Source organism: Robertmurraya siralis (assembly GCF_005502275.1).
Classification (GTDB): Bacteria; Bacillota; Bacilli; order Bacillales; family Cytobacillaceae; genus Robertmurraya; species Robertmurraya siralis.
The window spans coordinates 91,876-104,144 of sequence record NZ_SWLZ01000009.1; the positions used below are offsets into that span (position 1 = coordinate 91,876).

Genomic DNA, 12,269 nt, shown 5'->3' on the forward strand with positions numbered 1-12,269 from the left:
TTATTCAGTCTGGATGCCATCCCCATTCCTTATTCAAAAAAACCATCATCACATTACTGGACTATGCCTAAGAACGATTGAAATACTTCATTTCCAAGAAATCTACCTTTCCTGGTTAATCTTATATAATTATTTTCTTCACAAATTAAATCCTTTTTCCTTAAATCCAACATTTCATTTGCAAATAAATCCACAGGTGAAATCCCGTATCTTTCAATAAACCGTTCAATCGAAACCCCTTCATTCTTTCTTAATCCAAGGAACATTTCTTCCTCCATTTGCTCTGCTTTTGTCGGCTTATTTTCTTCAAAAACAGGAAGTTTCCCATTTTCAAGTGGATCCATATACTTCTTTAAAGGACCAACATTTGAACGCCGCAGCCCTTTAACATAAGAATGGGCGCCAGCTCCAAAACCATAATATTCATTATTGTTCCAATACGTTAAATTATGCCTGCTTTCATAGCCAGGAATTGCAAAATTACTGATTTCATATTGAAGGTAGCCATGCTTGTCCATCTGCTCCATCAGTTCCTCATACATGGCGGCTTCAGCATCCTCTCCCGGCAAAGGAAGGCGGCCCTTTCTCATTAAATTATAGAAAACCGTCTTCGGTTCAATTATTAACGAATACCCAGAATAATGTTGAATATCTAATGAAAAAGAAGTAGCAAGCGTTTCTCTAAAATCAGCTAATGTTTGGCCCGGTAAGCTATAAATAAGATCGACACTAATGTTTTCAAATCCTGCAGCTTTTGCAAGCGCAATCGATGTGAATACATCTGCTCCACGATGTACACGACCTATTCTCTTCAAAAGTTCATCGTTAAAGGTCTGGACGCCAAAGCTTAAGCGATTGACCCCTGCCTCATAGAGGATTTGCAATTTTTCTTTAGAAAGATCTCCCGGGTTCGCTTCAAATGTAAACTCAGTATCTTGATTGAAAGGAAGGTAATCATGGATGCCTTGACATAAAGCTGCAAGCTGCCTTTCATTTAATGCCGTCGGCGTGCCTCCACCAACAAAAATAGAACGCAGGTGAGACGTTGGCACTTCTTGCAATGTCAACTCCATCTCTTTTTTTAATGAATTTATATATTCATCAACTGGTTGTCCTTGAAGGAACACTTTATTAAAATCACAATAATGGCAAATATGCTCACAAAAGGGGATATGAATATACGCCGCATTAATCAAACAATCACAACCTCGTTTTTTAAATATGAAAGAGAGGTTAGAGTTCTTGTTATAACAAGACTGGCTAACCCCTCTTTCTTAAGTTAAACTCTAAAAAACCCTATTTTTTCTGACTATCATCCATTTTCAATACTGCCATAAAGGCCTCTTGAGGTACCTCAACTGAGCCTACCTGTTTCATCCGCTTTTTCCCTTCTTTTTGCTTCTCAAGAAGCTTTCGTTTACGGGAAATATCTCCACCGTAGCATTTCGCTAAGACGTTTTTGCGCATCGCCTTAATCGTAGAACGGGCAACAATTTTTTGTCCGATTGCCGCTTGGACAGGCACTTCAAATTGCTGTCTCGGAATTAATTCCTTTAATTTTTCTACGATAACCTTACCTCGTTCATAAGCAAAATCTTTATGAACGATAAAGCTTAACGCATCGACTTTCTCTGCATTTAAAAGGATATCCATCTTCACAAGTTTTGATGGCTTATAGCCAATCAGTTCATAGTCAAAGGAAGCATACCCTTTCGTGCTCGACTTTAACTGATCGAAGAAATCGTAGACAATCTCGGACAATGGTACTTCATAAATGATGCTCACCCTCGTTTCATCGAGATATTGCATATCAATGAAGTTTCCTCTTTTTTCTTGGCACAGCTCCATAATGGCGCCGACATAATCATTTGGAGCCATCATCGTTGCTTTTACATATGGCTCTTCAATCCGTTCAATTTTCTGTGGATCTGGCATATCAGAAGGGTTGTCTATTTTTATTTGCGAACCATCCGTCAAAATAACATCATAAATAACACTCGGTGCAGTCGTGATTAAATCGATCTTAAATTCTCTTTCAATGCGTTCCTGAATAATTTCCATATGGAGCAATCCAAGAAACCCGCATCGGAAGCCAAAGCCTAATGCTTGCGATGTTTCTGGTTCAAACTGAAGAGCGGAATCATTTAATTCAAGCTTTTCGAGAGCTTCTCTTAAGTCATTAAATTTCGCGCTGTCAATAGGATATAAACCACAATATACCATTGGATTCAATTTACGATAACCTGGGAGCGCTTCTGAGGCACCATTTTTTGCATTTGTAATCGTATCCCCAACACGGGTATCCCCAACATTTTTAATGGCAGCCGTTAAAAATCCCACATCTCCGACAGATAATTCTTCTGTTTGCACGGCTTTTGGCGTAAAGACACCTACTTCTGTCACTTCAAACTCCTTGCCCGTTGCCATCATCTTAATTTTATCGCCAGCTTTCACCGTACCCTCAACCACACGAATATATGCAACCACTCCTCGGTATGCATCATATAGTGAATCAAAAATTAACGCCTTTAATGGAGCTTCAGGATCTCCAACAGGTGCGGGTACCTTTTCGACAATCTGTTCCAAAATTTCTTCAATCCCAATCCCAGCTTTTGCACTGGCTAAAACAGCTTCAGAAGCATCTAATCCGATTACTTCTTCAATCTCGTTACGAACGCGTTCCGGATCGGCACTTGGAAGATCAATTTTATTGATAACCGGTACGATTTCTAAATCATTGTCAAGTGCTAAATAAACATTCGCCAACGTTTGTGCTTCAATTCCCTGTGCCGCATCGACCACGAGAACAGCACCTTCACATGCTGCTAAACTGCGGGATACTTCATAGGTGAAATCGACATGTCCAGGTGTGTCGATTAAATGAAACGTATAGATCTCGCCATCTTTTGCTTTGTATTTTAATTGAACTGAGTTTAATTTAATCGTAATGCCCCGTTCTCTCTCAAGATCCATCGAATCGAGGAGCTGGTCCTTCATTTCACGAGCAGTTAAAGCATTCGTTTTCTCTAAAATTCTATCTGCCAACGTCGACTTTCCATGGTCGATATGAGCGATGATCGAGAAATTGCGAATCTTTGATTGCCTCATCAGTCTTTCTTCTTTGTTCATATCGTTCACTCCTACTATACTCGCACACATCGAATCAATTCCAATTTAACTAAACGCTTACAGCACATAGCCGTTGGAATTGATTAAATACGCTATTTTTTGATTATAGCAGTCGATTCGGCAAGATTCAACGGAAAATAGAAGGCACTATTGAAACAGCTCTGTAATTAATTCTATTGCCTTATTAGCAAAAGAGGAAACACCTTCTGCCAGCTTCTTGCCAATAGAGGAGAAAAAATTATAAGCCTTCATTTTTTCGAGCTTTGCTTTCTTTTCCTGTATATCATGACTACTGATATCATTGCCTAAGACAGCAAGTTCCACTTCCCCTCCTTCGTTTTCAGTAACATGAAGCGCTTCTTTGAAGTTGTGATCCTCAAAGCCCTTCATCCGATCGATTCCTTCATTTGCCTGTTGCATCCCAAATAAAACAGAGACAAACATCAAAGCCAAGACAAATACAAACTTCAAAAAAAACAACTTCATCATGTCACCTACTTACGTTTTTATTTAGAAAAAGCTGGTAAACCGTTATAAGAACAATTTTTGCTCAAAATCTACTTGAGTTTGTCCTCTATGTGGGCAGATTTGGGTTAAAATCTGCTTTTGCCGTCCTCTTGAGCCCTTTTATGCGAGCACCTTTCGCTCAACTTCCGCTTTCGGGGTCCTCTTGAACTCTTTATGCGGACAGCTTTTCCTCTAATTCTGCATCCACTGTCCTTATGAATTCTTTATGATGAACAAACTCAATGTCGCCAACATCCTGAAACAATTGGGTTATCATCGCAATTGCCTTTTCACCATTATTGCTCATTTGCAGGCTCGTCAACCGGGAAGTTCACACTTTCTGCTTGCCAAAAGACTTCACTAAATGCAGCTGCAAAGGCATCTGCGGAGCGATTTAATTCTTCAAATGTATTATCAACTCCACCAAACTCAACGAGCATTGCATTTTCAGATAAATCCTGATTAAATTTTCCGTTCGTACCAGCTCCTTGCTTTTTCGAAACTCCTTTACTTATGCCTGGATATTTCTTATTAAGCTTTTTGTGTAATTCTTCAGCTAGTCTCAAATTCTTTTCATAATTTGGGTTTTCTGCACCAAGGACAAACATTAACTGAGCGTAGGACTTACCATTAATCTCTATTGTAGTCTTGTCTTTCCGTTGTGAATCACGATGTATATCAATTAAATACGTAAGGTCACGATTAGAGGTAACCGCCGCTTCAACAACTTTTCTCGATTCATCATAAGATCTTCCATAAGAAAGCCCTTTTTCACTTAGATTGGTCATAATATCCGTTTTATCTACAACCGTTCCAATTCCATAACGTTCTAATTGTTTTTGAAGATGATCGCCAATTCTTGTCACATTAATCTTTGAATGATGTGCTCTATTAGGATCTGTAACACCTTCTAAATGAGGAAGAAAGGATTCTCTAGTATGTGTAAAATAAAGATAAACCATTTTTCGATCACCAGTTGTTTGTGCTGGTGGAGGCGCTTCTTCATCCCCATTATCTAAGTCATCTAATTCCTCAATATCTTTTATCGCTGCCTCATTCTCCTTTTGCAACGCTTCAGGAGGTGGGGGGGATTCTATCGGTAAATGCGTATAATTAATGCCTTCTCCAGCAATCACCAGTTCCCCATCAAATATTGAAAATCCTGGCAACTCTCTTCCGAGGAGACTTCTTGGATCATCGAGACTAACATTTGTTGAGACCTTAAACACTAAACTGGTCAAACTTGGTGTTGATTCATCTTTTGGTAGCACTTGTCCAAAAGCATGATTTTCCGTACCTAGGAGGCGATATAACACTTCCCCTGTCAAATGTCCTGTCGCACTATTAATAGATGATGATTTAATTTGATACTCTGGCTTCAAAGATGTAATGAGGCCACTCACCGAAAAGATAAGCAACAGCAATAACATCACGACTAATACAAATTGAAAAACACTGGTCCCTTGTACAGTTACGACAAATGAAGAAGACCTGTTATATTTCATCGTTCCACCTCTTTTAGTAAGTCTACTAATTCTTATGACTTTACTAGAAAAGATAGAACCTTTTTTAACACTCTCCTAAAAAGGAGTGAACCTATTATCTCGTATAGAAGCCCGCATTCTCTTCGTTGATCGAATGATGTAATGCTGCATTTAATCCATTGGCAAGAAGATTAGCCATATCCTCTATAAAAACATCCACTTCTTTTGGTGTTACCATAAGATTATGGCCAAGAGGAGAGAGAACTTCTGAAATTAATTTTCTCTTTTCCTCTTCCTCCAAAGTCCCAATCATTCCCAAAAATGTTTTGCGATGATGCTCATCAGGCAAATCATCTTCTGTTAATTTTTTTCTTTTACCGAAAGTCATGCCTGCTGGAGCTAAAGCACGCGAAGGTCGGTCTCCTTCTTTTAGTTCTTTTCCAAAATGTTTCAAAATGTAATCGATGGTATCGCTTGTAATCGAAACAGCATCGACAACCGTCGGAACACCAATGGCAATAACTGGAATACCAAGCGTTTCTTTACTTAATTCCTTCCTCTTATTTCCTACCCCTGAACCGGGATGAATGCCAGTATCGGAAATTTGAATGGTCGAGTTTACCCTCTCAATCGACCTTGACGCCAAAGCATCAATCGCAATGACAAAATCCGGTTTCGTCTTCTCAACAATCCCTAAAATAATATCGCTTGTTTCAATTCCAGTCAGGCCCATAACCCCTGGCGCAATCGCACTAACAGGTCGGAACCCTTCTTCTACACTTTCAGGCTGTAATTCATATAGATGTCGCGTTATAATAAGATTCTCACATACGTGTGGTCCGAGGGCGTCTGGCGTAACATTCCAATTTCCCAAACCAACTACTAAACAGGAGGCATCCTCTTTAATTCCCAGCTCCTTTAAGAAATGAGAGAATTCTAATACAAATGTGTCTTCAACCTTTCGTTGAAGCTCTGTATCCTGTTGTCTGATACCAATCACTTCAAGAGTTAAATACTTTCCTTCTTTTTTCCCGACTGCATCGGAACCCTCTTTCGTAATTTCTACTAAAGAAACTTTTATATTGTTTTCTTCCTTCTCCTTTATGATCACTCCCTCAACTTGAGAGATATCTTCCTGTCCGTGTACATGATCCTTTTCTCTTTCAGCAATGACCATTTCTCTTGCTTCCACTGCTAAATCGGTTCGAACAGTAAATTTACTTAAATCCATTAACACCTCTCCTTTCCTTTCCTTTCCAGGGAAAATCTACTAGTAATTCCATAAAAATCTTGCTAGTATCTAGCATTACCGTCACATATACAAAACATTCATTTGAAAAAACATTTACTTTCCCGTAAAATAAACAGATAGTATTGCAAAAGATATATCCGTTTGATAAAATATCTCTTGTTCTGCAATTAATGTTAGGATTGTGAATATCGAGTTTTATATAATCTCGATTGCTTTTTCGGGAGGTGAATGGAATGGCAAATATTAAATCTGCTATCAAGCGTGCTAAGACAAGTGAAGAACGTAATGCTCACAACTCAACAGTTAAATCTGCAATGCGTACTGCTGTTAAGAAAGTAGAAGCTGCAATTGTAAATAACGACGAAGCTGCTGCAAAAGAAAGCTACGTAGAAGCTGCAAGAAAATTAGATAAGGCTGCTGCAAAAGGTCTTATCCACAAGAATGCTGCTGCTCGTAAAAAATCTCGTTTAGCAAAGAAGTTAAACACTTTAAACGCATAATTGTGTGAGGCTATCTCTCAAACAGATAGCCCTTATTTTTTGCACAAAAAAGGAACCTTCCCGGTTCCTTTTTTTAAATTCCTCCTTGTAAGCGGAATAAAAACATTTCTATAATCAACTCTTTATTCATCGCACCTGTTTTTGATTGGTAATCAGCCTCTGCTAACAGCTGCATAATCTTTGTCAGCTCTTCATCCTTAAATAACTTTGCTTGGCCTGCTGCCAGCTTTACACGAAAGGGATGGACCTTAATGGAGCCGGCAATTTGCTGCTGCCCATAGCCTTTTCTCGCAAATTCCTTCACTTGATAAATTAGTCGGAACTGTCCAGAAAGGATTGATAAAATTTTAATCGGCTCTTCATTTTGTTTCAATAAATCGTAATAAATGCGAAAAGCTGCATCTATTTTTCTTTGGACAATATTATCCACTAATACGAATATATTTTGTTCCAATGACCTGGACACAAGCTCGTGAACCATTGCGACTGTGATCGTATTTCCTTCTGTCGCATAAAGAGCCAACTTATCTATTTCAGTTGTTAACATGAATAAGTTTGTTCCTGCTAACGTCAACATCTGCTCAACTGCCTCTTCATCAATACTGACACGATTAAGAGCAGCCCGTTCTTTAACCCAGAGCTTTAGCTCCTGTTCGTTTAATTTCTTCGCCTCAACAACGATCCCTTTTCTTTTCAGCTCCTTTGTAAGCTTTTTCCGCTCATCAAGCTTCTCATAGGAGCCGGCAAACACAATGATCGAATACGGAGCAGGTTCTTGTAGGTAAGATTCCAACTTCTTTAAATTATGTTCGGTTTTTGCTTTGGATTTTTCTGCAGTTAAAAAATAAGGATTATTCATCAGAATGAGTCGACGTTCTCCCATAAAAGGAAATGTTTCTGCATCCTCTAGCGCTACTTCAATCGGAGTCTCCTCCAAATCATATGTCGCAAAATTAAATTCCATTTCCTCTTCATTGAGGGCGTATTTCATTAATAAATGCTTCGTTTCATTGATAAGAAAGGACTCTGTTCCATATAATACATATACGGGGGAAAATTGCTTTTTCTTTATTTGCTTCCACACATCTAAAACCAATTTTTTCTCTCCGTTCTTTAACATTCTTACGTTTATCGTATAGAAGCACGGAGTTTTTGACAAGGGAGAAAAATTTTCAGGACATACTAAAAGGGAATTGGTTTCGCTTAAAACCAACTCCCTGTTTATAGTAAACGCTAGCAAATAAGGCCTAGGATACTTATCCACTAGCGGTACACCCTGTTATTACTAGTGTAGCCGGATGAATGCAAACTATTTGTGACAACTCTTGTCAGTAAAGGAAAAGTCGCTTATACTATAAAACGTCTGAGCATTTTCATGAATTCTGAAGAATTTCGAAAACGAACAAAGCTAATTTGTGCTTCGTTGGCAATTGTTTATTGCTTTATGAGGTCCATCTATTATAATGGAAATAGGAGGGGTTATTGTGAATCCATTTGAAAAAGAAGTACAAAGCAAACGCAATGATGCTATTGATTCTGGAGTAGGTTTTATCGTCTCTTTCGGTTTCTTTGCAACATTGTTCATTATTGCAACCGTAATTCAATACATCGGCTCTTAAGTACATAGTATTCATTTCTTGGGATTGCACATCGTTTGTGCAGTCTTTTTATTTATGTGTTCAATTCGATTTTGCTTTTGCTTTAGCATATGGCTTTCCTGTTAAAAAGGTTCCTTTATCACCTTTAAAATAATAGCCGATTGCTCCGTCCCTATCAGTCCTAAAAATAGTGATTTTCCGCTCTTCCAGGCGTTTCAGAACCTCAGCATGAGGATGTCCAAATCGATTATTCTTACCGGCAGAAATGAGGGCAATTTCCGGTTTTAAATGTTCTAACCAAAATTCTGATGTAGACGTTTTACTTCCATGATGAGCTACTTTTAAAACATCAATTCGGAGAGCTGGATAGGATGAAAGTAACCTTCCCTCTCCCTCTTCCTCTAAATCTCCTGTAAACATCCAATGCAGTCCCCCTAATTTCACATAAATAACAATAGATTGATCATTTCGTTCCAACTCTCTGTCAGAGCTAGGCGATAAAACATGAAAAGTATACTCACTAACTTTCCATTGATCTCCCTTTTGCGCATAATAAATCGGAATTTCTTTATTTCTTGCAAGAGCAATCACTTCATCTTCAAGCTCTGCTCGATTTTCCACAGTTGGAACAACCATTTCCTTAACCTTCATATTGTTTAACACTGCCGTCGCACCGCCGATATGATCCATATCTCCATGCGTGAGAATAAGCTTATCAAGAACGTTGATGCCCTTACTTTTTAAAAATGGAACCAGAACATCCTTTCCCACTTCAAAAGGATTTCTTCGTTTCTTCCAATCCTCAAGTGAAAATTGTATCGTTCCACCTGTATCAATTAAGTATGTGCCTTTATTTTTAGGTAATTGAATTAAAATACTATCCCCTTGCCCGACATCAATAAGTGTGATTTCACCTGGAGAAAAATACCTTTCCACAAAGAAAGGAATAAATAAGAGCAATAATAAAAAAAACAGCCTCAGGTACATTTGCTTATTTGCTTTAAATTTTTCCCATAAATAAAACCCATAAGGGATCCCAAAACAAAGCATGACCAGGCCCAACTGATTCGGTCTTCCAAGTACTAATGTATTATAAGGAAACTTCGCAAGAAACAATGTAAGTCCGTTCAGCAACTGAAAATTAAAATCTAAAAAGGATGCCACCGGAGCCATAATTTCTCCAAACAGAAGCGCAAAGATATACCAAATAAGACATAACGGGAGAACAACAACTGAATAAAGGGGCACAAAAATAATATTCGCGACTAAGGAAATGAGGGGGAATTCATAGAAATGATAAAGCATAATGGGGATGGAGGCCAGTTGAGCAATGAAAGAGGTAGCACATAAAAGCAAGAATGGTCTATCCATGTAACGGCGCAAAATAGAACGAGAAAAAATTAAAGATGCACTTACAGCGAAGGAGAGCTGGAACCCAACATGATAAATGACAAATGGATCTGTAAACACATAAAAAAGGAACACGATACTAATTATATCAGCAGGAATGAGTTTCTTTCTTGTTAACTTCATGAGAAGCAAAGCAAGCAACATCATAAAGCACGCTCGAATGACAGAGGGTGCTCCTCCTGTCAAAACGATATAAACTGGTAAAAACATCATTAAAAAGAGCAGCATTAGTTCCCTAGAAACATTGCATCTCAACCCGATGAAAAATAAAAATCCCACTAGCATTCCAACATGCAGCCCAGAGATCGCTAACAAATGAATGATCCCCAACCTCTGATATGCTTCAATTAATTCTTCACGGATGAAATTCCGTTCACCAAATACGAGAGCCGCTACAAGAGGAGCTGAATTTTCAGGAAATTGCTCACCGATAAATTGAATGCCTTTTTGTCTCAGTTTTTGAAGATAAAGAAGAGGATTCTTTTGTTCATAACAATGTGCGGGATTCCACTTTTCCACCTCTAATATCCAAAATGTTTGCTCGTAACGCAGGTACTCCCGATAATTAAACATTCGCGGATTTCCATTTGTCTCCGGTTCCTTTAATCGACCTTGTACCTGACAAACTGTGCCAACTGTTAGCTTTGAAAAATTCTCCTTTTCTGTTATGCTGGAAAGTCGATGTTGCAGGACAAGCTTTTCCTTTGATTTGCTTTCCTTTCCATATGCTGAGAAAAAATCTCCGTCAATCTTCATTGGATTTTGAAGAGCAATTATAAACTCTTGCTCATCACCGCTCATTCGAGTCTGATTTTTACTGTCATATATTTTTGCTTGTAAAAAAAAGAGAAGAAACACACTGAATATAAGGAGCAGCTGTGGAAAAGAATATCTTTTGAGGATAAAAAAAGAGAAGCAAACGAGCAAGAAGACACCTGAAAAAACAAGACTTTCTAGAGCAGTTAATACTCCAAAGAGCGCTCCTAAGCCAACAAAAATAAATTTACCTTTCAACGATATCCTCCTTTCAAAAGAATAGGAGATAGCATCTCTCGAAAGCGCACTCTCTCGACGAGGCTACTCCTCCCACTCACTTATAAAGGTTGAAAATCCCACTTTAATCCTCCAGCGGAGTTTCGTATATCATCGCTATAATTTTCAATTTGCACATCCATTTTGACTGCCTCGACATTGCTAATTTCTAGGAGATGATAGCAATAGTCATGATTTTTATAATCATAATTATAATAAATTTTTGTAATGCCAGCTTGAAGGATTTTCTTCATGCAATGGACACAAGGAAAATGGGTCACATAAATTTGGCTTCCCTTCGTCGAAACCCCTTGTAAAGCACATTGCAAAATAGCATTTTCTTCTGCATGAAGGCATCTTAAACAATGATTATTTTCAACAAAGCAACCTGCATCTAAGCAGTGGTCCTCTCCGCTAATTCCTCCATTATAGCCTGTACTAATAATACGGTTATTCTTCACGAGCACTGAACCAACATTTAATCGATTGCATGTGCTTCTCATACTAATTAGATGGGCATTCAGCATAAAATACTGATCCCAAGTTAACCTGTTATCACTCAAATGTCTCACCCTTTTTTCTGACTTATCTTCAGTTTAATGGGAAAGAAGAAGACTCGTCAATTTGAAATTATGGCAATGGAGTAAAAATTCTTCCTACTTAACTACAATGCTTTCCTTTAACTTTTCAAAAGTCTTCTCGCCAAATCCACTAATAGACATAATATCTTCTATCGCTTTAAATGGCCCGTTGCTTTCACGATACTCAATAATCGCCTCTGCTTTTGCTGGTCCTATACCTGGCAACGTTTCTAATTCAGGAGCAGTTGCCTTATTAATATTGATTTTTTGATTAGCGGAATCAGTTCCTCCATCCATCAAGCTCCCTTCACCTATAGCTTCCTCCTCTCCAATCTTCGGAACATATACAACCATCTCGTCTGTTACCCTCATGGCAAAGTTAGTCGCATCAGGATTGGCGTCTTCTGTTATCCCTCCTGCACTTTCAATCACATCTTTGATTCGGTCGCCAGCGGAAGCTCTATATACTCCCGGTCTCCGCACTGCCCCTTTCACATCAACCAATATGTCATGATCTTCTTGTTCTTCTATATCGCTTAACTCTTCTTGCAATGGTTCAGCCGAGGAACCCCAGCTTTCCTCAACTCTTTCATTATCGTTAGACGCTCCGGAAGAAAACAGATAATAGCTAAAAAGCCCTGCTAGAACAACCACAATGGCAAGGTATTTTTTTTGCTCTTTTATCCACTCTATCATTCACCATCTTCCTTTCCTTGACATATTTCAATCACAAAATTCATATCGTTATACTAATGGGTTAATTTTGAGGTTTTCAA

The 12,269-nt window shown here is 38.4% G+C and carries 12 protein-coding genes; 2 read left to right on the forward strand and 10 right to left on the reverse strand.

All coding sequences use genetic code 11. The features are described 5' to 3' along the window. Nucleotides 1–53 precede the first annotated feature (53 nt). The 6 genes from hemW to gpr form a co-directional block, all read right to left on the reverse strand. Nucleotides 54–1,196, reverse strand: a complete 1,143-nt coding sequence (gene hemW / locus FCJ93_RS12850) for a radical SAM family heme chaperone HemW (protein ID WP_095306878.1) — start codon at nucleotides 1,194–1,196, stop codon at nucleotides 54–56. Nucleotides 1,197–1,296: 100 nt separating this feature from the next. Continuing rightward, nucleotides 1,297–3,129 carry a translation elongation factor 4 gene (lepA, locus tag FCJ93_RS12855; RefSeq protein ID WP_095306879.1) on the reverse strand — a complete coding sequence of 611 codons (1,833 nt, stop codon included), beginning with the start codon at nucleotides 3,127–3,129 and terminating at the stop codon, nucleotides 1,297–1,299. 147 nt (nucleotides 3,130–3,276) lie between these two features. Continuing rightward, nucleotides 3,277–3,615, reverse strand: a complete 339-nt coding sequence (locus tag FCJ93_RS12860) for a YqxA family protein (protein ID WP_137743856.1) — start codon at nucleotides 3,613–3,615, stop codon at nucleotides 3,277–3,279. Between the two features lie 193 nt (nucleotides 3,616–3,808). Next, nucleotides 3,809–3,943 carry a hypothetical protein gene (locus FCJ93_RS25665; RefSeq protein WP_268951586.1) on the reverse strand — a complete coding sequence of 45 codons (135 nt, stop codon included), beginning with the start codon at nucleotides 3,941–3,943 and terminating at the stop codon, nucleotides 3,809–3,811. Beyond that, on the reverse strand, nucleotides 3,933–5,141 hold the full coding sequence (locus FCJ93_RS12865) for a stage II sporulation protein P (protein ID WP_095306881.1): 1,209 nt from the start codon (nucleotides 5,139–5,141) through the stop codon (nucleotides 3,933–3,935). The genes FCJ93_RS25665 and FCJ93_RS12865 overlap by 11 nt, the downstream gene beginning before the upstream one ends. Before the next feature lie 94 nt (nucleotides 5,142–5,235). Further along, nucleotides 5,236–6,351, reverse strand: coding sequence for a GPR endopeptidase (gene gpr / locus FCJ93_RS12870; protein ID WP_095306882.1), 1,116 nt, complete (start codon nucleotides 6,349–6,351; stop codon nucleotides 5,236–5,238). 254 nt (nucleotides 6,352–6,605) lie between these two features. On the opposite strand from gpr, the gene rpsT reads away from it, so the two are divergent. Continuing rightward, entirely contained in the window at nucleotides 6,606–6,872 is a 267-nt protein-coding gene (rpsT, locus tag FCJ93_RS12875) for a 30S ribosomal protein S20 (protein ID WP_095306883.1), read from the forward strand. Between the two features lie 73 nt (nucleotides 6,873–6,945). Here rpsT and holA read toward each other — a convergent pair whose 3' ends face one another. Next, nucleotides 6,946–7,968, reverse strand: coding sequence for a DNA polymerase III subunit delta (holA, locus tag FCJ93_RS12880; protein ID WP_137743857.1), 1,023 nt, complete (start codon nucleotides 7,966–7,968; stop codon nucleotides 6,946–6,948). Nucleotides 7,969–8,356: 388 nt separating this feature from the next. Between holA and FCJ93_RS12885 the strand changes: the two genes are divergently transcribed. Further along, nucleotides 8,357–8,491, forward strand: a complete 135-nt coding sequence (locus FCJ93_RS12885) for a YqzM family protein (protein WP_095306885.1) — start codon at nucleotides 8,357–8,359, stop codon at nucleotides 8,489–8,491. Between the two features lie 60 nt (nucleotides 8,492–8,551). On the opposite strand, the gene FCJ93_RS12890 is transcribed toward FCJ93_RS12885, so the two are convergent. The 3 genes from FCJ93_RS12890 to FCJ93_RS12900 form a co-directional block, all read right to left on the reverse strand. Next, nucleotides 8,552–10,894, reverse strand: a complete 2,343-nt coding sequence (locus FCJ93_RS12890; RefSeq protein WP_170211301.1) for a DNA internalization-related competence protein ComEC/Rec2 — start codon at nucleotides 10,892–10,894, stop codon at nucleotides 8,552–8,554. 80 nt (nucleotides 10,895–10,974) lie between these two features. Further along, complete coding sequence (locus tag FCJ93_RS12895; RefSeq protein ID WP_095307130.1) at nucleotides 10,975–11,439, reverse strand: deaminase; 465 nt, start codon at nucleotides 11,437–11,439, stop codon at nucleotides 10,975–10,977. 129 nt (nucleotides 11,440–11,568) lie between these two features. Then, on the reverse strand, nucleotides 11,569–12,189 hold the full coding sequence (locus FCJ93_RS12900; RefSeq protein ID WP_095306887.1) for a helix-hairpin-helix domain-containing protein: 621 nt from the start codon (nucleotides 12,187–12,189) through the stop codon (nucleotides 11,569–11,571). Nucleotides 12,190–12,269: the final 80 nt, after the last annotated feature.

What these genes read in the sequence shown, in the direction of transcription:
- FCJ93_RS12895 (WP_095307130.1), bottom strand. Translation starts at nt 11,439, where the DNA reads ATGCTGAATGCCCATCTAATTAGTATGAGAAGCACATGCAATCGATTA.
- FCJ93_RS12900 (WP_095306887.1), bottom strand. Translation starts at nt 12,189, where the DNA reads ATGATAGAGTGGATAAAAGAGCAAAAAAAATACCTTGCCATTGTGGTT.
- FCJ93_RS25665 (WP_268951586.1), bottom strand. Translation starts at nt 3,943, where the DNA reads ATGAGCAATAATGGTGAAAAGGCAATTGCGATGATAACCCAATTGTTT.
- FCJ93_RS12865 (WP_095306881.1), bottom strand. Translation starts at nt 5,141, where the DNA reads ATGAAATATAACAGGTCTTCTTCATTTGTCGTAACTGTACAAGGGACC.
- FCJ93_RS12860 (WP_137743856.1), bottom strand. Translation starts at nt 3,615, where the DNA reads ATGAAGTTGTTTTTTTTGAAGTTTGTATTTGTCTTGGCTTTGATGTTT.
- rpsT (WP_095306883.1), top strand. Translation starts at nt 6,606, where the DNA reads ATGGCAAATATTAAATCTGCTATCAAGCGTGCTAAGACAAGTGAAGAA.
- lepA (WP_095306879.1), bottom strand. Translation starts at nt 3,129, where the DNA reads ATGAACAAAGAAGAAAGACTGATGAGGCAATCAAAGATTCGCAATTTC.
- gpr (WP_095306882.1), bottom strand. Translation starts at nt 6,351, where the DNA reads ATGGATTTAAGTAAATTTACTGTTCGAACCGATTTAGCAGTGGAAGCA.